Consider the following 25,273-nt stretch of genomic DNA (forward strand, 5'->3'; position numbering starts at 1 on the left):
TGGGCGACCACCACATCCTCGCAGAACCCGGCCGGGGCCGAAATTCAATTTTTCGTCAGATTTGCCGGGTGATGCAGTGCCGACCCTGGTCGGCACCCACCGTCATAGCGGATCGGCATCCGCACCGGCATTGGTAGCGCCGGGCCATGCCCGGCGGTTGCATCAGGCGTAACGCGCTTTCAGCATCGCCCAGGCCGAACGCAGGGCGAGGGCTTCGCCACCGGCCGGGCGGCCCGGGCGCTCGCCGTCGTTCCAGGCGTACACGTCCAGATGTGCCCAGCGCTGGCCATCTTCCAGGAAGCGTTCCAGGTACAGCGCGGCGGTCACCGAGCCGGCCATGCGCGAACCGGCGTTGGCCAGGTCGGCGATGCCGCTGCTCAGGTAACGCAGGTAGGGGCGCCACAGCGGCATGCGCCAGACCGGGTCGCGGGTGGCGTCGCCAGCCTGCAGCCACTGCTGGGCGAGCGTGTCATCGTTGCTGAACAGCGCCGGCAGATCCGGGCCCAGCGCGATGCGCGCCGCGCCGGTCAGGGTGGCGAAGTCCAGCACCAGGTCCGGCTTCTGCTCACCGGCGAAGGTCAGCGCGTCGCACAGGATCACCCGGCCTTCGGCGTCGGTGTTGTCGATCTCCACGCTCAGGCCCTTGCGGGTGGCGATCACTTCGCCCGGACGGAACGCATCCGGGCCGATCGCGTTTTCCACCGCCGGTACCAGCAGGGTCAGGCGCACCGGCAACTGCTGGGCCATCACCAGCCCGGCCAGTGCCAGCGCGTGGGCGGCGCCGCCCATGTCCTTCTTCATGTTGCGCATGCCATCAGCCGGCTTGATGTCCAGGCCGCCGGTATCGAAGCACACGCCCTTGCCGACCAGCGCCAGCGCCGGGTCCGTCTCCTTGCCCCAGCGCAGCACGATCAGCCGCGGCGCGCGGTGCGAGGCACGGCCCACGGCATGGATGGCCGGGAAGTTCTGCTTCAGCAGCTCATCGCCGGTGATTGCTTCCACCTGCGCGCCATGCGCTTCAGCCAGTGCACGCGCGGCGTCTTCCAGTTGCTGCGGGCCCATGTCTTCGGTGGGGGTGTTGACCCAGTCACGCACGCGCAGGCTGGCGGCGATCAGGTCGGCCACCTCGCCGGTCGGTGCGGCAACCAGCTGGGCCGGCGTACGGTTGCGCTTGCGGTAGCGGTCGAAGCGGTAGCTGCCCAGGCCCCAGCCCAGCTGCAGCAGCGCCTGTTCGGCAGCCGGCAGTTCGCTGGCCAGCTGCCACACGCTGCCTTCCGGCAGGGCATGCGGTGCATGGGCGTAGCTGTAGGCATCGGCACGATCGCCGACACCGATCACCGCGCCCGCCAGGCCATCGGCGCCGGGCAACAGGGCAACCGAATGCGCGCCGGCAGTGAAGCCCTGCGACTTCAACCACGCCTGGGTCGCGGCGGACTGGCTGTTCTTCCACGCCTCGAACTGGCTGCGGTCCAGCACGTGCAACGGCAGCGCGGCGGTGGTGTCGGCGGTAAAACCAGTGATCTCGCTCATGCGTCAGGTACTCCGGGATGCGTCAGCGTCGGCGGCGTCGAGGTTGGCATCGAGCCAATCGGCCAGGCCGGTGAGGGTGTCGAACTGCAGGTCAGGCTGCAGCTGCGGATGGTTCCAGGTGGCCGCTTCGCGGTTGATCCAGCAGCCGCGCAGGCCGGCAGCCATCGCGCCGGCCACATCCATCTCGACGTGGTCGCCCACGTGCAGCACCTGCGCCGGGGCGACGCCCAGGCAATCGCAGGCGGCGTGGAAAATGCTCGCTTCGGGCTTGGCCGCGCCATGCTCGCGCGCGCCCAGCTGGAAGCTGAAGTGATGGGCCAGGCCGATCCGTTCCAGGTCGGCGTTGCCGTTGCTCAACGCGGCCACCGGCACCCGCGCGGCGATCCGCGCCAGAGCATCCAGCGCATCGGGGTAGCACTCCACCTGGTTGCGCGCGGCATAGAACACTTCATACGCCGGTTCCAGAAGGTCCAGGCTGGCGCCACTGTTTTCCAGCGCCTCCTGGATCGTCAGCCGGCGCAGCGCGCTCAGGTCGAAATGCAGGTGGGGGTTGTCGCGGAACGAGCGCTCGCGCAGTTCGCGCATGGCCGCCACCGGATACATCGCGGCGGTGGCGGGGCTGTGTTCACGCATCCAGTCGAACAGGACCTGGTCGATGCGGGCGCCGATCGGAGCGAACGGCCACAGCGTATCGTCGAGGTCGAGGGTGATGGCAAGGACAGGGAATTTCACCCCGCCATTCTACGCCTGCCCGCGCGCGCTTTCATGCGCGCGACGGGCAGGGGGGCACTGCAGGGTGCGTCAGCGCAGGTCGTAGGAGCAGCTGATGGTGGTCTGGCCGTCGAACCGCCGCACATCCAGGTTGTGCCGGCCTACTTCCCGCGTGTAGCTGCCCGCCACCGGGTCGGACAGCTTCGCCAGTGCCGCGATCTGTTCGACGCTGGCGGTGCTGAAGTACGCGGTGAAACTGTCGACACCATCCTCGCCGCTGTCGCCGTCGTACGCCTGCAGGCGGTTCACTGGCTGGCCCAGCACCATCAGCGGCGTGGTCAACAGGAACTCACCGCTGGATTCCCCATTTTCCGCCCGCAGCGGCGGCGGCGCCAGCAACTGGGCGATCGTTTCGAACTGCTTGGGGCTGAGGTGGCGCTGGCAGGTGACCGCTTCGACCAGCTGGGCACGCGCCTGCTCGATTGCCGGCGGCGTCGCGGCGAAAGCAGGGGTGGCAAGGCAGGCAAGGGCGAGGCAGCGTGTGGCGAACGAGGTCATCCGAACGGATCCATCCGAAAAAAGGGGGACTATTCTGCCAGTTCTGCCCTGGTTTCCGGCCCTGCCATCGGCGCGATCACGGCCCTGGCCCGCTCACTCCAGCAAGCGCGCCCAGCCCTGCATGCCCTCCAGTCGTGCCAGCACCAGCTTGATGCAGACCAGCAGTGGCACCGCCAGCAGCAGGCCGATCATGCCCCAGGCCCAGCCGAACACCATCAGCGCCAGGATCAGCACCAGCGGTGACAGTTTCATCTGCCGGCCAAGCACGATCGGCGTCACCAGCTGCCCTTCCAGGGTATGCAGGGTCAGGTAGGCGGCCGCAGGCAGCAGCGCCTGCAGCGGGTCGCGGAACTCGACGAAGCCCATCAGCAGCATCAACGCGACGCCGAGCAACGGGCCGACATACGGGGCGAAATTCAGCAGCGCCGCCACGGTGCCCCACAGCAGGGCCTCCTGCAGGCCGATGCCCAGCAGCATCAGCACACCGGCCAACAGCAGGCCGACCACGGTGTTGATCACGCTGATGGTCAATACGTAGCGCGATACCTCATGCTCGATCGAGCGCAGGATGTCGCTGGTGAAGCGCTGCTGCTGCCGGTTCGGGAACAGGGCGATCGCCGCACGCTGCAGGCTCTGGCCGTAGATCATGAAGAACAATGTCAGCAGCACGACGGCCAGCACCGAGGCGGCCAGCCGCGGCGCGCGGGTGAGCATGCGGTACGGATCGTCCAGCTGGGTGCGGATCACCTGCACCTTGCGGTTGCCGTCGCCACCGGCCACGCGCGCGAAATTTTCCGCCGCCTGGTTGGCCTGCTGCACCGGCTTGGTCAGGTCCTGCACCTGGCGCGCGACCTTGCGCAGCTGCTCCGGTGCTTCCTGTGCCCAGTCCATCGCCGGGCCGATCAGCTGCACCGCCAAGGCGCCGGTCACGCCCAGTCCGGCGCCCAGCACCAGCAGGGCGCCGAGCGCACGTGGAATCCACAGCTTCTGCAGCAGGCGCAGGATCGGGTTGCCGACCAGGGCGAAGAACATCGCCAGCAGCACCGGCAGGATGATGTCCTGTGCCGCCCACAGGGTGAACGCCACGGCCAGGGTCGCCAGTATGACCAGCGACATCGGGCCACGTGGGCGCGAGGCGGGAGGCAGCGGTGCGGGGGCGTCCGGCGCAGGCGACGACGGGGACAACAGGGACTCGCTCATCGACGTACCGACCGGGAAAAGAAGCCCATTATCGACCCGCCGCGATCAACGCGGCGGGTAAGAATCATCAACGTTCGGACATCTCGGTGGCCGCTTCGGCCGGACGCGGCCCACGCAGCTCGGTGTCCACCGTGGGCGCCGGCTGCGCTGCCGGCCGTGCAGCTGCGGGCGCCGGCTGCTCGGTGGCCTCATCCGCCTGGTCGGCGGCATCGTCTGCGGTTTCCGCCGCCTGCGCCGCCACCACGGTGGCAAACGCGGCCTGTGCGCTGGCGAACAGGCTGGAGACCGAACCCACCATCTGCAGCCAACGCGCACCGTTGACCTTGCCTGGAACCTCCAGCTTGCCGGCAATGAAACCGCCGGCCAGGCCGACCAGCACGATGCGCAGTGGCGACCAGCCCTGTCGCCAGACCTGGCTGAGCACGCCCCAGTTGTCCTGGGTCTCGCCGATGCGCACGGCCATCACCTGTTCGCAGCGCTTTACCCGCCGCTGCAGTGCACCGAACTTCATGGCTTGCCCTCCGGAATCTGCACGCCGGCATCGGGATCATCATCGGTGGGCTCATCGAACAGGCCCAACCGGGACAACTGGCGCCGGGTGGCGTGCATGCCGGTGTGGTGGAAGAAGTACGACACGCGCCAGATCGCATAGCCGGTGACGGCCAGGCTCAGCAACGAGGTGATCAGCAGTGCCTGCAGCCAGCTCAGGCCGAAGCTCTGCAGCAGGGCGATCAGGGTGGCGGCCAGCAACAACCAGGCCGAGGCGCCGAATACGATGGCGACGCCGGCCCAGGCCAACGCACGCCCGAACGCACTGCGTGCAAGCGCGAAGTCCGCCGACGCCAACCGGCGCAGCGAACGCAGCGAGTGCTTGGCCGAATCGGCGGTCGCCCGGCCGGCAGCGCCGACCTGGCGGATGCTCTCGTCCAACGGCGGCGTCGCCGCCGGATCCGGACGTTGCGTGGTGTCTTCGCTCACGCCGCAGCTTACTTGTCGCTGCCGCGGGCCAGCTTGGCGATGATCCAGCCGGTAGCGAAGGCCACGCCGAACGAGGCCAGCGGACGTTCGCGGATCAGTTCAGCGGCGCTGTCGATCAGGTCCTTGCCCTTGTCCATCAGTGCGTCGACCTGTTCCTTGGCGGCGGCACCACCGAACTCGGCGGCAGCCAGGCCCGACAGCGCGCTGTCGGACAGTTCAGCCTTGACGTTGGCCTTGCCGATGCGCAGTTCGTCGGTCGCGGCACCGGTAGCGCCCTTGATCGCACCGCCGGCAGCGCTGGCGGCCTGCTTCAGGTGGGAACCGGCTTCACCCAGGTGGTCCTTCAGGTTTTCGGTATTGGTGGGGCTCATCGAATCACTCCTGTTGCGATGGGGGAACGGGCGATCGGCTCAGCCGACCTGGACATACAGAGATAGCATCACGGGGGTATAGGGGGCGTTACGGCCAGGCGATCACCGCATCACCAACTGGCCCTGCTGTTGGCCATTGTTACGCAGCACGCGCAGCACCAGGGTCGGCGGGCGCTGCTGGAAATTGGCGCGCCAGCTGGCCAGGTCGGCGAATTCGCCAACCGTGGCATCGGTGATGATGTCGCCCTGCTGCAGGCCATTGGTCGCCGCGCGGCTGCCGCGCTTGACCTCGCTGACCAGCACGCCGCCTACGCCGGACTGGCGCAGCGATTCGGGCAGGTCGACGAAGCTGGCACCGGTCAGGCGCGGGTCCAGGCTCTCGCCGCTGACCACGCGCGCCTGTTCCTTCAGCGTGGCCTTGATCTGCAGCGGCTTGCCTTCGCGGCGAACGTCCAGGGTCAGCACGCTGCCCACCGCCGCCAGGCCTTCCACGTTGTGCAGTGCTTCGGCACTGTCCACCCGCTGGCCGTTGGCCGAGACCACCACGTCGCCCGGCTTCAGCCCTGCGGCGGCACCGGCCGAACCGGCCAGCACGCGGGTCACCAGTGCGCCACGGGTTTCGCCCAGGCCCAGGCCCTGCGCGATCTGCGCGCTCAGGTTCTGGCTTTCGATGCCCAGCGTGCCGCGCACCACCACGCCATGCTTGACCAGCTGGTCGACCACGCTGCGGGCCAGGTTCGACGGAATCGCCAGGCCCAGGCCGATGTTGCCGGCCATGCTGCCCTGCGGGTTGAAGCTGGCGGTGTTGATGCCCACCAGCTGGCCCTGCAGGTTGACCAGTGCGCCACCGGAATTGCCCGGGTTGATCGATGCATCGGTCTGGATGAAGTTCTGGTAGCCCAGCCCGCGGATGCCACTGCGGCCCACCGCCGAGACGATGCCCGAGGTGACCGTCTGGCTGAAACCGAACGGATTGCCGATGGCGACCACGAAGTCGCCGACCCGCAGCTGGTCGCTGTTGCCCAGCTTGATGTCGGTCAGGTTCTGCGCCGGAATGCGGATCAGCGCGATGTCGGTGTCGCGGTCCGAGCCGAGGAATTCGGCCTTGACCGTGCGCCCGTCGGCCAGTGTCACCTGCACGTCATCGGCGTTGTCGATGACGTGGTGGTTGGTCAGCACCAGGCCTTCGGTGGCATCGATGATGACACCCGAACCGAGCGATTCGTTGATCCGCTCCTGCGGAATGTCCGGGAACAGGCGGCGGAAGAACGGGTCGTTGAAGAACGGGTTGCGTACCCGCACCACCTGCTTGGTGTTGACGCTGACCACCGCCGGCATGGCTTTTTCCAGCATCGGCGCAAGCGATGGCACCGCCTGCCCGGCGACCGATGCCGGCAGCGCTGCGGTGGTGGGCAGTACCGCCGACAGCGGAGCGGCATCGGCACGGTTGTCCAGGTGCGCGTTGAGGCCAGTGGCAACGAAGCCGCCGAAGGCAGCAGCGATTGCGAGCGTAAGCAGGGTGGGAAGCGGTCGCATGGGAGTCGGTTCGCAGGCTGGGATGGGGGCCGTTGACGCATACGGTAGAACAAGCTGAATGAGTGTGTCGCGATCTGGATAAATGCCCCATGAAAATCCGACCCGTGCCGAGGGCGCCGGAAAGGTGGCGCGCGCGTCATACCGCTGTTCGCGACAGCCGCGCGCGAGCGCCGCAAGGCAGGCCGACAGCGGCATGACACACCGCGACACTTGCGCAGTTCCGCGCATCCTGACCTTGCAATGACGCTCATTGCTGCGCGGACGTGTTGCGGCGGCCAGTGCCTGTATCGGCATGCCGGCAGCAGGCAGGCGGCGCAGCACACTGCTTAAAAAAAGGGATTTCCTGACTGCGCGGCGCGTCAGCCGCCGTCATCGCTTACACCAGTTGCGTCGCACCGGATGCGATTGACCGGCCGTGCCCGTTCCACGATAGCCATTGTCGGTATAGCATCGCCCCGTTTTGACAATCCAGGCCCCTAGGAGGGCAACATGAGCAACGGTAATGGTGTGTCGGTCGTGACCGACGCCGTCGAGAACGTGAAAGAAACCGCCACCAACGTCGGCGAGACCATCGCCCACGCCGCCGAAGACGCAGTGAAGTCGGTCAAGAAGACCGTCAAGCGCGCCAGCAAGGCTGCCACCACCCGCGTCGCCAAGGCCAAGAAGGTCGTGGCCAAGGTCGAGAAGACCGTTGCCAAGAAGGCCGAGAAGGCCGCCAAGTCGGTCGGCAAGACCGTTGCCAACGCCAAGAAGAAGCTGGAAGCGGCCAAGAAGAACGCCAAGGCCGAAGCGGCTGCCCTGAAGAAGGAAGTGGCCAAGAAGAAGGCGGCTGCCGGCAAGACCGTGACCAAGAAGGCTGCTGCTGCCAAGAAGACCACCAAGGCTGCCGGCAAGAAGGTCGCCACCGTGAAGAAGGCCGCCACCAAGAAGGTTGCGACCGCCAAGAAGGCTGTTGCCAAGAAGACCGCTGCTGCCAAAAAGGTTGTCGGCAAGAAGGTCGCGACCGCCAAGAAGGCTGTCGCCAAGAAGACCGTCGCCGCCAAGAAGGTTGTCGGCAAGAAGGTCGCGACCGCCAAGAAGGCTGTGGCCAAGAAGACCGTCGCTGCCAAGAAGGTCGCCGGCAAGAAGACCGTCGCTGCCAAGAAGGTTGTCGGCAAGAAGACCGTCGCTGCCAAGAAGGTCGTCGGCAAGAAAACCGCCGCTGCCAAGAAAGTTGTCGGCAAGAAGACCGCTGCTGCCAAGAAGGTCGTCGGCAAGAAGACCGCCGTCGCCAAGAAGGTTGTCGGCAAGAAGGTCGCCGCTACCCGCAAGACCGTGGCCAAGAAGGCTGCACCGCTGAAGAAGGCCGTGGCCAAGAAGGCTCCGGCCAAGAAGGCCGTGCGCAAGGCTGCCAAGCGCAAGTAATCGCGCGTGGTTCGAAGGCCCTTCCGCTCATTGGGCGGGAGGGCCTTCTGCGTTTTCGGGGGCGCTCATCCGCGCTTGGCGTGGATCTGCGGCAGCAGGCTGGGGCAAGATGAAGCTCTTCCGCAGGAGCCCTGACCATGCGCGGTATCGATTTCAGTTCCTGGCAGGGCGTGCTGTCCACCCTGGCCGGGTTGGTCCTGATCACCCTGCTTGGCGTGGGTATCCGCCTGCTGGTGATGCAGACCCTGCAGCAGCGCCGCGAACGCGAGAACCGCCAGATCAACGAGCGGCTGCGTACCCTGATGGCGGCCTACAAGACGCTGGGGGGTTCCTTCACCGGTGAGCTGGGGGTCGACCCGGCCCATCTGCGCGACCTGCGCCAGCGCGCCCATGAAGAAGGCATCACCGAGCCGGGCTCGGATCGGGCCCGGCGCATCCGCGATGCGGTTGAAGCGGCGTTGTCGGACATCCTGCTGCTGGGCACCGACGAGCAGGTACGACTGGCTGCGCGCGCGGCCAGCGAACTGGCGCAGGGGCGGCCGGTGCACACACACGAACTGGTGATCTCGCTGCGCGACTTCGTCCGCGAGGCGCTGGACCTTGCGCCGGTGCCGGCCGACCTGGAGATCCCGCGCCAAGGGCCCACCCGCCCTGCGGGCAGCGGGGGCGGAAGTGGCAAGGGCCGCAACGAAGGCGAAGGCAAGGGAGGTCGCACCGGTGGCGTTGGCGGTGGCGGCGGCGGCATGGGCGCCGGAATGGGCGGGCTGGGTGTTGGCGCGGGTGCTGCGCTGGGTGCCGGCCATGCGGCCGGCGAGGATGAAGCGGGCACCCGCTGAGGACGCCCGCCGGGGTCAGCGCTTGAGTTCGAAGATCGGCTCGAATCCGCCGTAGATCATCCGCGCACCGTCGAACGGCATGGGATTCTTCGTCGGGTCCAACCGCGGGTCTTCCATCATCTTCTGCATGCCTGCATCGCGGGTGGCCTTGTCCGGCCACTCGATCCAGGAAAACACCACCGTTTCCTCCGCCGTGGCTTTCACCGCGCCAAAGAAGTCGGTGGTCTTGCCGTGCGGCACGTCATTGCCCCAGCACTCGACCACGCGCAGCGCGCCGTATTCGATGAAAACGGGATCACCTGCACGTGCATGGGCGAGGAACTTCTCCTTGTTGGCGGTCGGCACTGCCAGAACGAAACCATCGATGTAGCTCATCGCTTGCCTCCGGAATGGACCATGCCAGGTGCACGGCCTTCAATGAGTCGACGCTTCAGGGCGCGGAAAATCGACATCGATTGCTGCACCGTTGAATCGAAGCGCGTGCGCGTACCGCGCGCGTATGCCTGAGCCTTGCTGAATCAATGCAAAAAATTCAGCAATGCGAAGACCGCTGTTTTCAGGGAGCGTTGTGGCGAATAACGGAGAATTTACATTCCCGATGCGATGGCGCCCTGGCGCTGCTGCACACCATAAGAAAGTAAAGGTGTACCCCCATGAAGAATTCGCTGATTGCTCTGGCTCTGGCCGCTGCCCTGCCGTTCACCGCTTCGGCCGCCGAGAACCTGTCCTACAACTACGCTGAGGCTGATTACGCCAAGACCGACGTTGACGGCATCAAGGCTGATGGCTGGGGCGTGAAGGGTTCCTACGGCTTCCTGCCGAACTTCCACGCGTTCGGCGAATACAGCCGCCAGGAAGTCGACCACACCAACATCAAGGTTGACCAGTGGAAGGTCGGTGCCGGCTACAACGTCGAAATCGCTCCGTCGACCGACTTCGTTGCCCGCGTCGCCTACCAGAAGTTCGACCAGAAGCACGGCCTGGATTTCAACGGCTACAGCGCTGAAGCCGGTATCCGTACCGCGTTCGGCGCCCACGCTGAGGTCTACGGCCTGGTCGGTTACGAAGACTATTCGAAGAAGCACGGCGTCGACATCGACAGCCAGTGGTACGGCCGTCTGGGTGGTCAGGTCAAGCTGAACCAGAACTGGGGCCTGAACGGCGAGCTGAAGATGAACCGCCACGGCGACAAGGAATACACCGTCGGCCCGCGCTTCAGCTGGTAATTGCATCTACGGCGCGCCCGCGCGCTGTTCGTGCTGCAACAGGCCCGGCATTGCCGGGCCTGTTGCGTTGTGGGGAATCAGAACAGAGTCTGACTGCGATGCGGGCGTCATGTTGCATTGCAATGAATTGGATTCCGCCACAGCCAGTGGCGGCCTACGGTGGATATCCCGTGCTGCCGGATACACCGCGATGCCGCCCGTCCTCCCACCGCTGCTCCCCGATCGGCCGCGCCGCCTGGCACTGCTGGATCCGCATCCGGTGCTGCGGCTGGGGGTGGAGGTGTTGCTGCGCCAGCACAGCGGCGTGCACGTGCGCGGCAGCTACGCCAACGAACGTGACCTGTTGGAACTGCTGGAGAGCGAACCGGGCAGCGTTGACCTGCTGCTGATCGATGCGCTGCCGCTGGGCGATCTTGGCGACGGCCTGCAGCTGCTGCGCGGGTTGTCCCGGCGCTGGCCCAGCGTGCCGATACTGGTGCTGTCGGCACACTGCAATGCCAGCACCGTGGCCACGACGATGCAGGCCGGTGCACGCGGCTTCCTGTCCAAGGCGACCACGCCGGAAATGCTGCTGCGCGCGGTGGACGTGGTGGCCCGCGGGGGGCGTTTCGTGCCCCCGGATCTGCGCACGCAGCTGAATCGATCACGCTCGCGGCGCATGTCGGCGCCCAGCCTGACGCCACTGAGCCGGCGTGAACGCGAAGTGCTGGGGCTGCTGCTGCAAGGCTGCAGCACCGGTGAAGTGGCGCGGCGCTTCCAGCGCTCGGCCAGCACCATCAGCACGCAGAAGAAAGCGGCCTACCAGAAGCTGGGCATCCGCAGCGATGTCGAACTGTTCCGCATCCGCCACCTGCTGGAGTGTGGCTGACGGGCGCGCTTACTCGCCCTGGTACTGCTTTTCCTCGACCAGCGCCGACCCGGCGACACGGTTGATCTCGTTCTTCACCTGCACGCGTTCGCCGTTGGTGCCATACACGCCGCGCGCCAGCTGGATGAACGCCTCGTCGAACACCTGCGCCGCTTCCTTGTCGCGCAGCTGGTCCTGGATCTCCCACATGCGCTCGTTGATGGCCTTCAGCTGCGTCTTCAGCGCGGCCAGTGCCGGCTGTGCGGCAAGCTGCTGCTGCAGCAGCGGCAGCAGGCCATCAAGTTCGGTGCGCACGTTGGCCAGCTTGGTCGCATCGTCGATGCGCTCGGCCTTGATCTCGAGAATGGTGATCTTGTCGATCAGCTCGCCGATCGATACCGGGGTCAGGATGGCGTCCACGTGGTTGGTTCCTGGAAATAGGCCTGCATGATACCGCGCTCGTTGCGGCGCGGATTTACGCTGAATTTGCGCTGGCGCGGCGGCATCGCCATCGAACCGTTACGGCCATGCCGTCGACACTGCCGTCCCGGCGGACCGACCGCCTTCGACGAGGAAGTGAGTGCAGTGAAGAGCAAGGGGATGATCGTGGCCAGCGCGGCCGCACTGGCGGGGCTGCTGTGCGCCGGCAGCGTGCAGGCGCAGGTGCAGGTGAGTGGCACGGCGGCATTGACCAGCGACTATGTCTGGCGCGGCAGCTCGCAGAGCGACGGCGATCCGGCCGCGCAGGTGGGGGCAAAGGTGACGGTGGGTTCGGGCTGGTATGCCAGCGCATGGGGCTCGAATGTCTCGTTCACGCCGGACAATGGTGCACGCAGCGAGTTCGATCTCGTCGCCGGCTGGTCGGGCGCACTGTCGCCGGACTGGAGCCTGGATGCGAACCTCACCCGTTATGTCTATCCGGGTACCGGTCGCGCACTGGACTGGACCGAACTCAATGTCACCACCACCTGGAAGCAACGCGCCTGGCTGCAGGTTGCCCACTCCAACGATGCCCTGGCCGGTGGCCATCGCGGCACCTACGCGCAGCTGGGCGTGAGGGTGCCGCTGAACGAGCGCGTGCGCCTGGAAGCGGCGGTGGGGCAGTACTGGCTGGCCACCGCGCAGGGGCCGGACTACCTGCATGGCCAGCTCAGTGCCATCGCCACGTTGACGCCGGCTTGGGAACTGCGCGCCACCGTGCATGACACCGACAGCGCCGCCAAGCGGCTGTTCCCGGGTAATGCCGGTGGACGCTGGGAGCTGGCGCTGCAGGGCAGCTTCTAGTCGGCCGATGCTGCCTGGCGGGTGCGCCAGGCAGAGGGCAGCCACACCAGCAGGGCCAGTACCGCCACCGCGGTACCGGCCACGCACACACCGGTCCAGCCGAAGCGCTGGTAGACCTGCGCCGACAGCAGCGAGCCCAGCGAGCCGCCGATGAAGTAGCCGGTCATGTAACCGGCATTGAGGCGGTTGCGGGCCTCCGGCTGCAGCGCGTAGATCAGGTTCTGGTTGCTGACATGCAGCAGCTGCGCGGCCAGGTCCAGCACCACCACGCCGACCAGCAGCGCCAGCAGCGAGTGCGCCGACAGCCCCAGCGGCAGCCAGGACAGCAGCAACAGCACCAGCGCAATGGCCGTGGCCCGGCCGCTCTGGCCACGGTCGGACATGCGCCCGGCCAGACCCGCGGCCAGGGTACCGGCGGCACCGACCAGCCCGAACAGGCCGATGGTGGCGTCGCTGTAGGCATAGGGCGGCTGCGCCAGCAGGAAGGCCAACGGCGTCCAGAAGATCGCGAACATCGCAAAGCTGCATGCGCCGAGCAGTGTGCGCTGGCGCAGCACCGGTTCCTGCAGGAACAGCGTGCCGATCGAGCGCAGCAACGCGAAATAGCCCAGCCCGGCGGTGTGGTGGAAGCGCGGCAATCCACGCTGCAGGGCCAGTGCGGTCAGCACCAGCGTACCAGCGGCGATCGCATAGACCAGGCGCCAGTCGCCCAGGCTCGACAGCAGCCCGGCCACGGTGCGTGCCAGCAGGATGCCCAGCAGCAGTCCGCTCATCAGGGTGCCGACCACGCGGCCGCGATGCTCCGGTGCGGCCAGGGTGGCGGCGAACGGCACCAGTACCTGCGCCACCACCGAGAACAACCCGGTGATCGCGGTCCCGGCCAGCAGCCACGGCAACGACGGCGCGCACGCGCTGATCACCAGTCCGCTGGCCGACAACAACGTCATCACCACGATCAGCCGGCGGCGCTCGAACAGATCACCCAACGGCACCAGCAGGATGAGGCCGGCGGCGTAGCTCAACTGGGCAGCGGTGACCACCATGCCGACCTGGCCGAACGGCACGCCGAAGGCATCGGCGATGGTATGCAGCAATGGCTGCGCGTAGTAGTTGCTGGCTACCGCGACGCCGGTGGCGACCGCCATCAGCAGGATCTGCCAGCGCTGCAGGGGAGGAAGGGAAGGGGACACGCGATGTTCCGTTGAAGCAGGGCAGCACAGTGTCCGCCTGCTGCAGGCATGATGGAAATGAATCATCATCATCCCTGTCATCTGGAATTGAGATACAGGCGTGAACCTCAAGCAGCTCGAATTCGCCGTGGCCCTGGCTGAAGAGGGCAACTTCACCCGTGCGGCCGCGCGCTGCCACGTGGTGCAGTCCGCCTTGAGCCACCAGATCGCCCATCTGGAGCAGGAGCTGGACACCGTGTTGTTCGAGCGACTGCCGCGCCAGGTGCGCGCTACGGCCGCGGGCGAAGCGTTGCTGGTGCACGCGCGGCAGGTGCTGGCCAGCCTGCGCCACCTGCGTGCCGACGTCGCTGCCGTCAGTGGTGAGGTGCGCGGGCTGCTGGCGATCGGGCAGATATCGTCGCTGACCGGCATCGACGTGGTGGCGTTGCTGGCGGCCTTCCAGCAGCAGCACCCGCAGGTCGAATTCCAGTTGCGGGTGGACAAGAGCGAGACCCTGCTGGAGCAGGTGCAGTCACGTGCATTGGACGTGGCGCTGGTGGGGCTGGCACCGTCGGCCGATCTTGAAGGCGTCTGCCACCACATGCTGCAGGAAGAGGATCTGGTGGCCGTGCTGGCGCCGAAGCATCGGCTGGCCACGCGCCAGCGATTGCCGTTGGCGGCGCTGCAGGATGAAGCCCTGGTCGATTTTCCGCGGGGTACCGGCGCGCGCCGGCAGACCGATGATGCGTTCGCCGCAGCGGGCCTGCCGCATCAGGTGCGTTTCGAGGTCAACCTGATGGAACTGGTCGAGCGCTTCGTCCGCCACGGCCTGGCGGTGGGGATCGTGCCGGTGCTGATCGCCGACGATTTCGAAGGGGTGGTGCAGGTGCCTCTGCAACCGACCCCGACCCGGCGCGTACATCTGGTCTGGCAGCGCCTGCCGACGCCAGCCGCACGCGCCTTCGTCGATGCCGTGCTCAGCCGCGCAGGCGCAGGCTCAGGCCCTTGAGGAAGTTGCGCAGCATCTGGTCCAGGCAGCGCCGATAGTTCTTGTGGCCGGGCTGGCGGAACAGCGCGCCGAGTTCGGATTTGGAGACAGTGAAGCCGATGCTGGTGAAGATCTCCATCATGTCGACGTCGCGCAGCTGGAAGGCCACGCGCAGCTTCTTCAGCACCAGGTTGTTGTCGATGCGGGTTTCCACCGTGCGCGGCGCCTGGCCCTCATCCTGGCCGCGCAGGTGCAGGATCAGGCCATCGAGGAAGTGCGCCAGCGCACTGTCGCTCATCGGCTGGAAGCCCGGCTCGTCTTCACGCAGCAGCCAGGCCTTGGCCTGCTCGACATCCACCTCGAACGCCGGATCGGCCATCTGGCACAGGGTCACCACGTGGTGGTCGCCGAGGTCCAGGGAGTAGCGCACGCTGCGCAGCACATCGTTATTGATCATGGCCCATTGTACCGGCCCGGCGGCTGTAACCGGACTGTCACCGGATTGCAGCATCGTGAGCGCTGTTCTGCAGGGATTCCCTTCGATGCGCCGGTACCTCCTCTCCCTTCTGCTGGTCGCCAGCAGCTTTGCCGCCACCGCCCAGGACCGCTACGTACCCGTGGAGCAGCGTCTCAGCGCGGCCCAGCTGGCCGAAGTGGGCCTGGACGCGACCCAGCTGCAGACCCTGAACCGCTTGCTGCGCGAGGCAGAGGCATCTGCGCCTGTCCCCATGCGCGCACCGGTTGCCGCCAGCCCCGTCGCACCGTTGCCGGCCAACGTTCCCGCCCCGGCGGCGATGCACCTGGGCCTGGAAGAGGGCCCGGTCAGTGCCCGCGTGGTCGGCGACGTTGCGGGCTGGGAGCCGGGCACGGTGTTCACCCTCGACAACGGCCAGCAGTGGCAGGTGATGAAGGGCCAGATGAAGCTGCGCAAGACCCTGCAGGCGCCGCAGATCGAAGTGATCCCGGGTATCGCCGGGCGCTGGTTCCTGCAGGTTGACGAAGACCTGCCGAAGGCACGCGTGTTCCGCCTGCGCTGACCGCGCGCACCGCAGCGGGCCGATCAGGCAACGCAGCCGTGGACCGACGGTGCCAGAATGGCGGTCTGGTTTCCCACGGAGTTGTCTGATGACCCGAACCGTCCTGATTACCGGCGCCACTTCCGGCTTCGGCGCCGCTGCCGTCCACCGCTTCGCCCAGGCGGGCTGGAAAGTGATCGCCACCGGCCGTCGCAGCGAACGCCTGCAGCCGCTGGTCGAGCGCTACGGCAAGGAGGTGGTGCACGCGGCCGTGTTCGACGTGCGTGATCCGGTCGCGATGGAAGCGGCGCTGCTGGCCCTGCCGCCGGCCTTCGGCGACATCGACCTGCTGGTCAACAATGCCGGTCTCGCCCAGGGCACCGCGCCGGCGCAGAGCGCCAGCCTGAAGGACTGGACGACGATGATCGACACCAACATCACCGCGCTGGTCACCCTGACCCATCGCCTGTTGCCGCAGCTGGTGGAGCGCAAGGGCGCCATCATCAACATTTCGTCGGTGGCCGGTGTCTATCCGTATCCGGGCGGCAACGCCTATGGCGGCACCAAGGCCTTCGTCAGCCAGTTCTCGCTGGGCCTGCGCTCGGACCTGCACGGTACCGGCGTACGGGTGACCACCATCGAGCCGGGCATGGCCGAAACCGAGTTCACCGTGGTCCGCACCCATGGCGACCAGGTCGCCTCGGACAAGCTGTACACCGGCGCCAATCCGATGACCGCCGAGGACATCGCCGAGCAGATCTTCTGGGTAGCGAGCCTGCCGCCGCACCTGAACATCAATCGCCTGGAACTGATGCCGGTCAGCCAGTCGTTCGCCGGCTTCCAGGTTGCCCGCGAGGGCTGATCCGCGCCCTGGATGCGTTCTGTAGAGCCGAGCCGATGCTCGGCTTGATGGGCGATCAGCCGAGCGTGGGCTCGGCTCTACAGGCAAAAAAAAGCCGGGCAACGCCCGGCTTTTCATTCATGCCTGCAGACTTACTGCGCCTTGATCGCCATCGCCTGCAGGCCGGTGCCATCCAGCTTCTGCTTGGCTTCGGAAAGCTCACCGGCGCTGCCATAGGGCCCCATGCGCACGCGGTACACGGTCTTGCCGTTGATCTGCGCCGACTCAACGCGTGCAGCCAGGCCCATCATCGCCAGCTTGGCCTTGGTCGCTTCAGCATCACCGGAAGCGCCGAATGCACCTGCCTGCAGGATGTAGCGGGCATTGTCGGCCGGTGCCGGGGCTGCCGCAGCGCTGGCGGCGGCCGGCGCGGCTTCGCTGCGTGCCGCAGGAGCGGCGGCAACGGTGCTGGTGCTGGCCGGCGCAGTGGTGCCGGCTGCCGGCGTCGCTGCTGCCGGGCGTTCACTTACCGGGGTCGGCAGCGGACGGCTGGCGGCGGTCACCGGCGCGGTGCTGGCAACGCTCGCCGTCGCCGCAGGTGCGGCGGCCGCAACCGCCGGCACCGGCTTGCCTTCCAGTGCGGCCTGCGCGCGCTGCGCTTCGGCCTTGGCCCGGCGCTGGTCTTCGGCACGCGCGCTGGCGGCCAGTTCGGCGTCGGACATTTCAACTTCCTTGCCCGGCAGCAGGGTGTAGAAGTCGTACTGGGTGGCGGCAGGCTTTTCCGGTTCGGCCGGTTTCGGCGTGGCCGGCTGCGTGGCCGGCTGGGTGCCGACATCGCTTTCGCCATCGGCCACCGGCGCCGGCTGCGCGTTCGGGTTCGGCTGCGGACCGGCGCGCAGGAAGCCATCACCCTCGCCCTTGAACAGGTTCGGCGCCGCCAGGAACACCACGGCGGCGATCGCCACGCCGGCAACCAGCCACACCCATCCGGGCGTGCCTTGGCTGCTGTTGCGCCGAGCCTGTGTCTTGCCGCGTCGTGCTGCCATGTCTACTGCGTCTCCTGAGACTTACATTTTTTCCGGGGCGGAAACGCCCAGGAGGTCGAGGCCGTTGGCCAGTACCTGGCGCGCTGCGCAGGCCAGGGTCAACTTGGCATTGCGATCGGTCGCGTCGTCCACCAGTACCGGCGTCCCGTGATACCACGTGTGGAACGCGTGCGCCAATTCGCGCAGGTACTGCGCGACCAGGTGCGGCTCCAGCGCCACGCCGGCCGCTTCCACCACTTCCGGATAACGCGAGATCTCGTTCATCAGGGCCAGCGATGCGTCATCCGCCAGACGGCCCAGGTTGGACAGGCCGGTACCCTGTTCGTAGACCAGACCCTTCTCCTGCGCCTGGCGCAGCAGGCTGCAGACGCGGGCATGGGCGTACTGCACGTAGAACACCGGGTTGTCGTTGCTCTGCTGGCGGGCCAGGTCGATGTCGAAGGTCAGCTGCGAATCGGGCTTGCGCGCGATCAGGAACCAGCGGGTGGCATCGCGGCCGGCTTCTTCGATCAGGTCGCGCAGGGTGAAGTAGCTGCCGGCACGCTTGGACAGCTTCACTTCCTCGCCGCCGCGCATGACGGTCACCATCTGGTGCAGCACGTATTCCGGCCAGCCCTGCGGGATGCCCACTTCCATCGCCTGCAGGCCGGCACGCACGCGCGCCAGCGAACCGTGGTGGTCCGCGCCCAGCTCGGTGATCGCGCGCTCGTAGCCGCGCTGCCACTTCGACAGGTGGTAGGCCACGTCCGGCACGAAGTAGGTGAAGGTGCCGTCGGACTTGCGCATGACGCGGTCCTTGTCGTCACCGAAGTCGGTGCTGCGCAGCCACAGCGCGCCGCCTTCTTCATAGGTATGGCCGGACGCCTGCAGCTTGGCCACCGCCTCGGCCACCTTGCCATCGGCGTACAGCGAGCTTTCCAGGAAGTAGATGTCGAAATCCACGCCGAACGCGGCCAGGTCCAGGTTCTGCTCGTTGCGCAGGTAGGCCACGGCGAAGCGACGGATCGCCTGCATGTCGTCCGGGTCCTTGGCACCGACCACCAGGGTGCCTTCCAGGTCGACGCTGGCGCCGGACATGTAGGCGCGGGCCACGTCGGCGATGTAGTCGCCGCGATAGCCGCCCTCCGGCCAGCCTTCCTGGTCCGGAGCGATGCCCTTCACCCGGGCCTGGGTCGACAGCGCCAGATTCTCGATCTGCACGCCGGCATCGTTGTAGTAGAACTCGCGCTTGGCGTTCCAGCCGTTGGCATCGAGCACGCGTGCCACGCAGTCGCCGATGGCCGCAGCGCGGCCGTGGCCGACATGCAGCGGACCGGTCGGGTTGGCCGACACATACTCCACGCCCACCGTGCGGCCATTGCCGGACAGGTTGCGGCCGTAATCGGCGCCTTCCTTGATCACGGTGACGGCTTCACGCTGGTACGCGGCCGGTGCCAGGTGGAAATTGATGAAACCGGGGCCGGCGATCTCGACCTTGCTGACGTCTTCGCTGCGCGGCAGCGCCTCGACCAGCGCCTGTGCCACTGCGCGCGGATTGCTGCGCGCGGCTTTGGCCAGCAGCATCGCGGCGTTGGTGGCGAAGTCGCCATGGTCGCGGGTCTTCGGGCGCTCGACCACGAAGTCCGGCGGCAGGGAGTCGACGGGCAGGGTGCCATTGGCGCGCAAGGCTTCGATGCCTTGGCTGATCAGGGCGCGGAGGAGATTTTTCACGAGGCCTGCTGTGAGAATGAGCGGCGGAATCGGCCATTTTAGCGCAGATGCCGGCCCCAACGCTGACCGGGGCCTGCCTGCCAGGGCAGGTCTGGCCGCCGGCTGCTGCCGGGGGCTCATCCGACCAGGCGGGCCTGCAGCGGTGGTAGAAGGCCTCGTTCAGCAAACGAAACGGGACGCCCCTCGCCCACCACGAAGTGGTCCAGCAGGCGGATGTCGACCAGGGCGAGGGCCCGCTGCAGCTCTTCGGTGATCTGTGCGTCGGCGGCCGAGGGTTCCGGGTCCCCGGAGGGGTGGTTATGGCTGAGAATGACCGCGGCGGCGTTGTGCAGCAGGGCTCTGCGCACCACTTCGCGGGGGTAGACCGGGGCTGCGTTGATGGTGCCGGCGAACAGTTCCTCGCAGGCGATCAGGCGGTGGCGGTTGTCCAGGAACAGGACCACGAACAGCTCCCGGGCCTGCCCGCGCAGACGGTGCTGCAGGTAGCGGCCGACGGTCACGGGATTGTTGCCGACCGCTTCGCCCTGCTGCAGTTCAGCGGCCAGGTAGCGGTGGGCCAGTTCCAGCCCTGCGGCCAGCGTGCAGCTGCGCGCCGGCCCCAACCCGGGCAGTTTCGACAGTTCGCGGGCGGGGCGGTCCAGCAGCACCCGCAGGGGACCGTGGGCGAGCAACAGGTCGCGCGCGGTCTGCACCGCGTCCCGGCCGCCAAAGCCGGAACCTAGAAACAGGGCCAGCAGTTCGGCATCGGACAGCGACGTGGGCCCGCGGGCCAGCAGCTTTTCGCGGGGACGCTCTTCTTCGGGCCATTCATGGATGGGCATGGCACCCATCATGGCGATCCTCGTCGACCGCTCCCATAAGCCCTTGCCACATCTGTGGGTCGGCCAAGTCCTCAGTCGCGCCGGGTCTGCAGGTAGTCGTACAGCTCCTGGTTGCTCTGCAGGCCAAGCTTGCGCATGGCTTCGGCCTTCTGCCGGCTGATCGTCTTCGGGCTGCGACCGCTGCGGTCGGCGATGGCATTGATGTTCAGGCCGTCGGTCAGCAGTTGCAGCACTTCCAGTTCGCGTGTCGACAACGCAGCCGGTGGATGCGGAAACAGCAGATCGCGGGCCTGCAGGTGGCGCCGCAGCTGATCGGAAACGAACACCTGCCCCGCCATGGCGGCATGCAGGGCCTGCGGTAGTTCGGCGAAGTCGGCGCTCTTGTCGACCAGGCCGTGTACGCCATCGCGTAGCAGGCCATCGAGCAGGCCCGGGTGCCGGGCCCCGGTCAGCACCACCACGGGAAGGTCGGGATGGCGTTGGCGCAGCACGGCCAGCAGTGCGGGACCGTCCGGGCCGGGGCCGGGCATGGACAGGTCGGTGAGTACGGCGTGGCAGGGCTGCTGCAGCAGCAGCTGCAGCAATCCGGCACCGTCGGAAGCGGCACCGGCCACATCCATCTGGTGACGCTCAAGCACGATTCGGATGCCGTGCAGTACGACCGGATGGTCGTCGGCAATGATGATGCGCGGTTGCACGGGGAACTCCTGGGAAATCGAACGGCACACCGAGGTGGCCAGTGACGATTCTGCAAAGCGGGAACGCGAAGAGGTATAGGAAAGTTCCGAAACGGCGTGCAGCAAACCCGGAAAACTCCGTGGGGGGCTGTCCATGTGCTGATAGCCGCCCGCTATGTGCTGCGTGCACTGGGACGTTGCTGGCCTTCGGGTAAGCTAACGCCCTCGTTTGCACAGGAATTCCAGGTGGCTGATTCTCCCAACGCTTCCCCGACGCGGATCCGCGCGCTGGAAGGCCAGAAACTGCTCTTGTGTGTCGGCGGCGGAATCGCGGCCTACAAGGCCCTGGAGCTGGTTCGACGCCTGCGTGATGCCGGTGCGCTGGTGCAGGTGGCGATGACGGCCGGCGCCCAGCAGTTCGTCACGCCGCTCAGCTTCCAGGCCCTTTCCGGCCAGCCGACCCGCACCACGCTGTGGGACAGCGCCGCCGAACAGGCCATGGGCCACATTGAACTGGCACGCTGGGCCGATCGCATCGTGATCGCGCCGGGCACCGCCGACCTGCTGGCACGCCTGGCCCAGGGCCACGCCGACGACCTGGTCAGCACCCTGTGCCTGGCCAGCACCGCGCCGCTGACCGTGTGCCCGGCGATGAACCATCGGATGTGGCTGCATCCGGCCACCCAGGCCAATATCGCCCTGCTGCGCCAGCGTGGCGCGCAGGTGATCGGTCCGGTCGATGGACCGCTGGCCGAAGGCGAGTCCGGCCCTGGCCGTTTGGCCGAGCCAGGCGACATCGTCGCCGCCCTGGCTGCCAATGGCACTGCTGCTGCCGCCACTGCGGCGCCGGAAACGCGCGCGCTGCAGGGCCTGCGCCTGCTGATCAGCGCCGGCCCGACCTATGAAGACATCGATCCGGTGCGTTATGTGGGCAACCGCAGCAGCGGCAAGATGGGCTACGCGCTGGCCGCCGCTGCCGCCGGGCTGGGTGCCCAGGTGGTGCTGGTCAGCGGGCCGGTGCAGCTGCCGACGCCGCCCGGCGTGCAGCGCATCGATGTGCGCTCTGCCGCGCAGATGCGCGAGGCGGTACTGAATGCGCTGCCGGCCGACATCTACATCGGTGCTGCCGCCGTTTCCGATTACACCCCGCGCCAGGTGGCCGCGCAGAAGCTGAAGAAGACCGCCGACAGCCAGTCGCTGGTGATCGAGCTGGTGCGCACCCCGGACATCCTCGCCGAGGTTGCCGCGCAGACGCAGTCGTTGAAGCTGGTGGTCGGCTTTGCCGCCGAGACCCACGACGTGGAGAAATATGCGCGCGGCAAGCTGGTCGACAAGCGCCTGGACCTGGTGATCGCCAACCAGGTGGGCATCAGCGGCGGCGGTTTCGAAAGCGACAACAACGCCGCCACGGCCTTCTGGCAGGATGGCGAACAGGTATTCCCGGCTACTTCCAAGCGTGAGCTGGCCGAACAACTGCTGGCGCTGATCGCGCGGAGGCTTCAGGCATGACCCAGGCAAGCAACACCCACGGATTCTCCCCTCAACCGTTGCAGGTCAAACTGCTCGACCCGCGCTTCGGCGACAGCTGGCCGCTGCCGGCCTATGCCACCGAAGCCAGCGCCGGCATGGATCTGCGCGCGGCGCTGGAAACCGCGCTGACCCTGCAGCCGGGCGATACCGCACTGGTCCCCAGCGGGCTGGCCATCCATATCGCCGATCCGCACCTGTGTGCGGTGATCCTGCCGCGTTCGGGCCTGGGCCACCGCCATGGCATCGTGCTCGGCAACGGCACCGGCCTGATCGACGCCGACTACCAGGGGCCGCTGCTGATCAGTGTCTGGAACCGTGGCCGCGAGGCCTTCACCATCGAGCCGGGCGATCGCATCGCGCAGCTGGTGGTCGTGCCGATTGCCCGCGTCAGCCTGCAGGTGGTGGATACTTTCACCGACAGCGTGCGGGGAACGGGTGGATTCGGCCATACCGGGGTGCGTTGACAGGGGACATCGATGAGCGGCATCGGGGAAGCACAACGGGGAAAGTCGTTGGGACGGAGCGCGCCCTTGCTGGGCGTGCTGCTGGTACTGCTGGCTGGCTGGTTCGGCTGGAGCGCGGTACAGCAGTGGCGGCAGGCGGCCAGCGGGGACGCGCTGGAACAGGCGCGCGACCAGGCTGTGCAAGGGCTGCAGCAGGCCGCCGCCGGCCAGCTGCAGCAGCTGCAGCAGCAGTTGAAGGGCGACCGCGTCCAGCAGGCGCTGCAGGCCGGTGATGCCGCCGGCGCCGCGCTGGCGCTGCGGGAAAGCTGGACCGGCGTCGAGCAGGTGGAGGTGCTGGGCGCTGACCTGGCCGCGGGCTACGCCGATGCGGCCACCTTTGGATACGCACGCCTGGCCCTGCTGGAATCGGCGCTGGCCGACGGCAAGCCAACCCTGCGCGTGGTCCGCGATGGCGGCGGCAACCGCCTGGGCCTGGCCGCGCCGGTACAGCTGGCCGGTGTCGGGCCGGCGGTGGTGTATGTGCGCCAGCCGCTGCTGCGGTTGACCGCACCGCTGGACCAGGTGCAGGCCCCCGGCAACGGTTTCCTGGCGCTGCGCCAGGGAGCACACAACATTGTGGCGCAGGGCGATACCGGCCTGTCCGAGAGCGCTGAAGCAATCGCGCGCCCGGTAGCCGGAACCCCGCTGCGACTGGCCGCCGGCGTGCCCAATGTGGAAGCCGGCCCGCTCGGGTTGGGTGCCCTGGCCAGTGCGATTGTCGCCCTGCTGCTGGCCTTCATCGCGGTACTGCTGGTGGTAGGCCGTGGCCGACTGCCGAAGTCACTGCCGCTGCCGAGCCGGCGCAGCGCGGTGGCCGACGCCGATCACGGCCCGACCCTGCGTGAAAGCCTGCAGATGGCCCCGCCAACGGTACCCGGCGAGGCGGCGGCCGAGGCTGCGCCGCCGCCGCCGCCACCGGTTCCCGCCGAGGAACTGGCTGCGGGCATCTTCCGCGCCTATGACATCCGCGGCGTGGTCGGCAGCGAGCTGACCGCGCGTACCGCCGCGCTGATCGGCCAGGCCATCGGCACCGTCGCCCTTGAGCAGGGTCTGCGCGAGGTCGTGATCGGTCGCGACGGGCGCCTGTCCGGGCCCGAACTGTCGGCCGGTCTGGCCGAAGGCCTGCGGCGTGCCGGCTGTGCGGTGATCGATATCGGCCTGGCGCCGACCCCGGTGGTGTATTTCGCGGCCTTCCATCTGCGCACGGGTACCTGTGTAGCGGTCACCGGCAGCCACAATCCGCCGGACTACAACGGTTTCAAGATCGTCATCGGTGGTGAGACCCTCTCCGGCGATGCGATCACCGATCTTTACCAGCGCATTGTCGAAGGCCGTCTGGTGCAGGCCGCGGAACCGGGTGACTACCAGCAGCGCGAGGTCGCCGTCGACTACATCCAGCGTATTGCCGATGATGTGCAGCTGGACCGCCCGTTGAAGGTCGTCGCCGACGCGGGCAACGGCGTGGCCGGTGCCTTCGCGCCGCAGCTGCTGGAAGCGATCGGCGCCGAGGTCATCCCGTTGTACTGCGATGTCGACGGCACCTTCCCCAACCACCACCCCGATCCCAGCGAACCGGCCAACCTGGAAGATCTGGTGCAGACGGTCAAGCGCTTCGGCGCCGACCTCGGCGTGGCGTTCGATGGTGATGGCGATCGCCTTGGCGTGGTCACGGGTGAAGGCAAGATCATCTACGCCGACCGTCTGCTGATGCTGTTCGCCGCCGATGTGCTGATGCGCAACCCGGGCGCGATGGTGATCTACGACGTGAAGTGCACCGGCAAGTTGTCCGATCACGTGCTGCGCAATGGCGGCAGCCCGTTGATGTGGAAGACCGGGCACTCGCTGATGAAGGCGAAGATGCGCGAGACCGACGCCGAACTGGCGGGCGAGATGAGCGGCCACTTCTTCTTCAAGGAACGCTGGTTCGGCTTCGACGATGGCCTGTACGCCGCCGCGCGCCTGCTGGAGATACTGGCCCAGCGCGAAGAAAAACCTGACGAGGTGCTGTCCGAACTGCCGGAAATGGTGGCAACGCCGGAATTGAAGGTGGCGGTGGCCGAGGGAACCCCGCATGCGCTGGTGGCGATGCTGGTGGCCGCTGCGCAGTCGCCGGACAATCCGTATGTCGGCGGTCGCCTGTCGACCATCGACGGCCTGCGGGTGGACTTCGCCGACGGCTGGGGCCTGGTGCGCGCGTCCAACACCACGCCGGTGCTGGTGCTGCGCTTCGAAGGCAACGACGAAGCGGCACTGGAGCGCATCCAGGCGCTGTTCCGCAGCCAGCTGCAGCCGGTGCTGGGCGACACCCCGCTGGGATTCTGAGGCAGTGCCGGGCTGCGCCCGGCACCCGCCGAATCCAAGGCAACAGCCGGAGCAACAGCGTGCATTTCGTGGGATGGCGGGGTGGGTCCGGTTGCGGGGGCCGCTGCAAGTACGTCCATGTAATCTCGGTCGCCGCATCCATGCGGCTCACGCCCCCGCAACCGGACCC

At 67.4% G+C, this 25,273-nt stretch carries 27 protein-coding genes; 11 read left to right on the forward strand and 16 right to left on the reverse strand.

Annotated features, from left to right (window positions below; genetic code table 11):
- Positions 1-162 precede the first annotated feature (162 nt).
- The 8 genes from ACFX4F_RS07020 to ACFX4F_RS07055 all read right to left on the reverse strand — a co-directional run bounded on the left by ACFX4F_RS07020 (position 163) and on the right by ACFX4F_RS07055 (position 6,884).
- Positions 163-1,530 (reverse strand): leucyl aminopeptidase family protein, encoded by a 1,368-nt coding sequence (locus ACFX4F_RS07020; protein WP_380653563.1) that lies wholly within the window; start codon positions 1,528-1,530, stop codon positions 163-165.
- A 3-nt stretch (positions 1,531-1,533) separates the two neighbouring features.
- The gene (locus ACFX4F_RS07025) at positions 1,534-2,262 is read right to left on the reverse strand and encodes an HAD family hydrolase (RefSeq protein WP_380653566.1); all 729 of its coding nucleotides are present in this window, start codon (positions 2,260-2,262) and stop codon (positions 1,534-1,536) included.
- A gap of 69 nt (positions 2,263-2,331) precedes the next feature.
- Positions 2,332-2,799, reverse strand: a complete 468-nt coding sequence (locus ACFX4F_RS07030) for a hypothetical protein (RefSeq protein WP_346558826.1) — start codon at positions 2,797-2,799, stop codon at positions 2,332-2,334.
- A gap of 93 nt (positions 2,800-2,892) precedes the next feature.
- The gene (locus ACFX4F_RS07035; RefSeq protein WP_380653570.1) at positions 2,893-3,999 is read right to left on the reverse strand and encodes an AI-2E family transporter; all 1,107 of its coding nucleotides are present in this window, start codon (positions 3,997-3,999) and stop codon (positions 2,893-2,895) included.
- Between the two features lie 67 nt (positions 4,000-4,066).
- The gene (locus ACFX4F_RS07040; RefSeq protein ID WP_205405816.1) at positions 4,067-4,510 is read right to left on the reverse strand and encodes a protein sip-5; all 444 of its coding nucleotides are present in this window, start codon (positions 4,508-4,510) and stop codon (positions 4,067-4,069) included.
- Positions 4,507-4,977 carry a phage holin family protein gene (locus ACFX4F_RS07045; RefSeq protein ID WP_025878358.1) on the reverse strand — a complete coding sequence of 157 codons (471 nt, stop codon included), beginning with the start codon at positions 4,975-4,977 and terminating at the stop codon, positions 4,507-4,509. The genes ACFX4F_RS07040 and ACFX4F_RS07045 overlap by 4 nt, the downstream gene beginning before the upstream one ends.
- A gap of 8 nt (positions 4,978-4,985) precedes the next feature.
- Positions 4,986-5,348 (reverse strand): hypothetical protein, encoded by a 363-nt coding sequence (locus ACFX4F_RS07050; RefSeq protein WP_025878359.1) that lies wholly within the window; start codon positions 5,346-5,348, stop codon positions 4,986-4,988.
- Between the two features lie 102 nt (positions 5,349-5,450).
- The gene (locus ACFX4F_RS07055; RefSeq protein WP_380653575.1) at positions 5,451-6,884 is read right to left on the reverse strand and encodes a Do family serine endopeptidase; all 1,434 of its coding nucleotides are present in this window, start codon (positions 6,882-6,884) and stop codon (positions 5,451-5,453) included.
- A gap of 489 nt (positions 6,885-7,373) precedes the next feature.
- Between ACFX4F_RS07055 and ACFX4F_RS07060 the strand changes: the two genes are divergently transcribed.
- Both ACFX4F_RS07060 and ACFX4F_RS07065 read left to right on the forward strand, forming a co-directional pair.
- Entirely contained in the window at positions 7,374-8,288 is a 915-nt protein-coding gene (locus ACFX4F_RS07060; RefSeq protein ID WP_380653578.1) for a histone, read from the forward strand.
- Between the two features lie 137 nt (positions 8,289-8,425).
- Positions 8,426-9,124: a hypothetical protein gene (locus ACFX4F_RS07065; RefSeq protein WP_380653581.1), complete on the forward strand. Its 699-nt coding sequence runs from the start codon at positions 8,426-8,428 to the stop codon at positions 9,122-9,124.
- Between the two features lie 15 nt (positions 9,125-9,139).
- On the opposite strand, the gene ACFX4F_RS07070 is transcribed toward ACFX4F_RS07065, so the two are convergent.
- Positions 9,140-9,499 carry a DUF1428 domain-containing protein gene (locus ACFX4F_RS07070; RefSeq protein ID WP_099819647.1) on the reverse strand — a complete coding sequence of 120 codons (360 nt, stop codon included), beginning with the start codon at positions 9,497-9,499 and terminating at the stop codon, positions 9,140-9,142.
- A gap of 278 nt (positions 9,500-9,777) precedes the next feature.
- Between ACFX4F_RS07070 and ACFX4F_RS07075 the strand changes: the two genes are divergently transcribed.
- Together ACFX4F_RS07075 and ACFX4F_RS07080 are read left to right on the forward strand one after the other, a co-directional pair.
- Positions 9,778-10,350, forward strand: a complete 573-nt coding sequence (locus ACFX4F_RS07075; RefSeq protein ID WP_025878364.1) for an Ax21 family protein — start codon at positions 9,778-9,780, stop codon at positions 10,348-10,350.
- Between the two features lie 190 nt (positions 10,351-10,540).
- Positions 10,541-11,218, forward strand: a complete 678-nt coding sequence (locus ACFX4F_RS07080) for a response regulator (protein ID WP_380653586.1) — start codon at positions 10,541-10,543, stop codon at positions 11,216-11,218.
- Positions 11,219-11,227: 9 nt separating this feature from the next.
- Here ACFX4F_RS07080 and ACFX4F_RS07085 read toward each other — a convergent pair whose 3' ends face one another.
- Positions 11,228-11,617 (reverse strand): DUF6165 family protein, encoded by a 390-nt coding sequence (locus tag ACFX4F_RS07085; RefSeq protein WP_251477525.1) that lies wholly within the window; start codon positions 11,615-11,617, stop codon positions 11,228-11,230.
- Positions 11,618-11,782: 165 nt separating this feature from the next.
- Between ACFX4F_RS07085 and ACFX4F_RS07090 the strand changes: the two genes are divergently transcribed.
- A complete protein-coding gene (locus tag ACFX4F_RS07090; RefSeq protein ID WP_380653589.1) occupies positions 11,783-12,481 on the forward strand; it encodes a TorF family putative porin in 699 nt (232 codons plus the stop codon).
- Here ACFX4F_RS07090 and ACFX4F_RS07095 read toward each other — a convergent pair.
- The gene (locus tag ACFX4F_RS07095; protein WP_375070808.1) at positions 12,478-13,626 is read right to left on the reverse strand and encodes an MFS transporter; all 1,149 of its coding nucleotides are present in this window, start codon (positions 13,624-13,626) and stop codon (positions 12,478-12,480) included. The two genes, ACFX4F_RS07090 and ACFX4F_RS07095, sit on opposite strands and share 4 nt — an antisense overlap.
- Before the next feature lie 145 nt (positions 13,627-13,771).
- On the opposite strand from ACFX4F_RS07095, the gene ACFX4F_RS07100 reads away from it, so the two are divergent.
- Complete coding sequence (locus tag ACFX4F_RS07100; protein ID WP_205405826.1) at positions 13,772-14,659, forward strand: LysR family transcriptional regulator; 888 nt, start codon at positions 13,772-13,774, stop codon at positions 14,657-14,659.
- Here ACFX4F_RS07100 and ACFX4F_RS07105 read toward each other — a convergent pair.
- Positions 14,628-15,095 carry a DUF1456 family protein gene (locus tag ACFX4F_RS07105; protein ID WP_100554490.1) on the reverse strand — a complete coding sequence of 156 codons (468 nt, stop codon included), beginning with the start codon at positions 15,093-15,095 and terminating at the stop codon, positions 14,628-14,630. The genes ACFX4F_RS07100 and ACFX4F_RS07105 overlap by 32 nt on opposite strands.
- Positions 15,096-15,180: 85 nt before the next feature.
- Here ACFX4F_RS07105 and ACFX4F_RS07110 point away from each other — a divergent pair, with 85 nt between their 5' ends.
- Both ACFX4F_RS07110 and ACFX4F_RS07115 read left to right on the forward strand, forming a co-directional pair.
- Positions 15,181-15,675, forward strand: a complete 495-nt coding sequence (locus tag ACFX4F_RS07110; RefSeq protein WP_380653593.1) for a hypothetical protein — start codon at positions 15,181-15,183, stop codon at positions 15,673-15,675.
- 88 nt (positions 15,676-15,763) lie between these two features.
- Complete coding sequence (locus tag ACFX4F_RS07115; RefSeq protein ID WP_100554492.1) at positions 15,764-16,516, forward strand: SDR family NAD(P)-dependent oxidoreductase; 753 nt, start codon at positions 15,764-15,766, stop codon at positions 16,514-16,516.
- A gap of 131 nt (positions 16,517-16,647) precedes the next feature.
- Here ACFX4F_RS07115 and ACFX4F_RS07120 read toward each other — a convergent pair whose 3' ends face one another.
- The 4 genes from ACFX4F_RS07120 to ACFX4F_RS07135 all read right to left on the reverse strand — a co-directional run bounded on the left by ACFX4F_RS07120 (position 16,648) and on the right by ACFX4F_RS07135 (position 20,770).
- Positions 16,648-17,541 (reverse strand): SPOR domain-containing protein, encoded by an 894-nt coding sequence (locus tag ACFX4F_RS07120; RefSeq protein WP_380653597.1) that lies wholly within the window; start codon positions 17,539-17,541, stop codon positions 16,648-16,650.
- A gap of 21 nt (positions 17,542-17,562) precedes the next feature.
- Entirely contained in the window at positions 17,563-19,251 is a 1,689-nt protein-coding gene (argS, locus tag ACFX4F_RS07125; RefSeq protein ID WP_367786520.1) for an arginine--tRNA ligase, read from the reverse strand.
- A gap of 116 nt (positions 19,252-19,367) precedes the next feature.
- The gene (gene radC, locus ACFX4F_RS07130) at positions 19,368-20,072 is read right to left on the reverse strand and encodes a DNA repair protein RadC (RefSeq protein ID WP_099819657.1); all 705 of its coding nucleotides are present in this window, start codon (positions 20,070-20,072) and stop codon (positions 19,368-19,370) included.
- A 71-nt stretch (positions 20,073-20,143) separates the two neighbouring features.
- On the reverse strand, positions 20,144-20,770 hold the full coding sequence (locus ACFX4F_RS07135) for a response regulator (protein ID WP_380653602.1): 627 nt from the start codon (positions 20,768-20,770) through the stop codon (positions 20,144-20,146).
- A 225-nt stretch (positions 20,771-20,995) separates the two neighbouring features.
- Here ACFX4F_RS07135 and coaBC point away from each other — a divergent pair, with 225 nt between their 5' ends.
- The 3 genes from coaBC to ACFX4F_RS07150 are packed head-to-tail and all read left to right on the forward strand — an operon-like array spanning position 20,996 to position 25,104.
- The gene (coaBC, locus tag ACFX4F_RS07140) at positions 20,996-22,258 is read left to right on the forward strand and encodes a bifunctional phosphopantothenoylcysteine decarboxylase/phosphopantothenate--cysteine ligase CoaBC (protein WP_100461946.1); all 1,263 of its coding nucleotides are present in this window, start codon (positions 20,996-20,998) and stop codon (positions 22,256-22,258) included.
- Positions 22,255-22,743, forward strand: a complete 489-nt coding sequence (dut, locus tag ACFX4F_RS07145) for a dUTP diphosphatase (protein WP_100461947.1) — start codon at positions 22,255-22,257, stop codon at positions 22,741-22,743. The genes coaBC and dut overlap by 4 nt, the downstream gene beginning before the upstream one ends.
- Before the next feature lie 12 nt (positions 22,744-22,755).
- Positions 22,756-25,104, forward strand: coding sequence for a phosphomannomutase/phosphoglucomutase (locus ACFX4F_RS07150; protein ID WP_380653607.1), 2,349 nt, complete (start codon positions 22,756-22,758; stop codon positions 25,102-25,104).
- Positions 25,105-25,273: the final 169 nt, after the last annotated feature.

This window comes from Stenotrophomonas sp. YIM B13575, assembly GCF_042787595.1.
Lineage (GTDB): Bacteria > Pseudomonadota > Gammaproteobacteria > Xanthomonadales > Xanthomonadaceae > Stenotrophomonas > Stenotrophomonas lactitubi_B.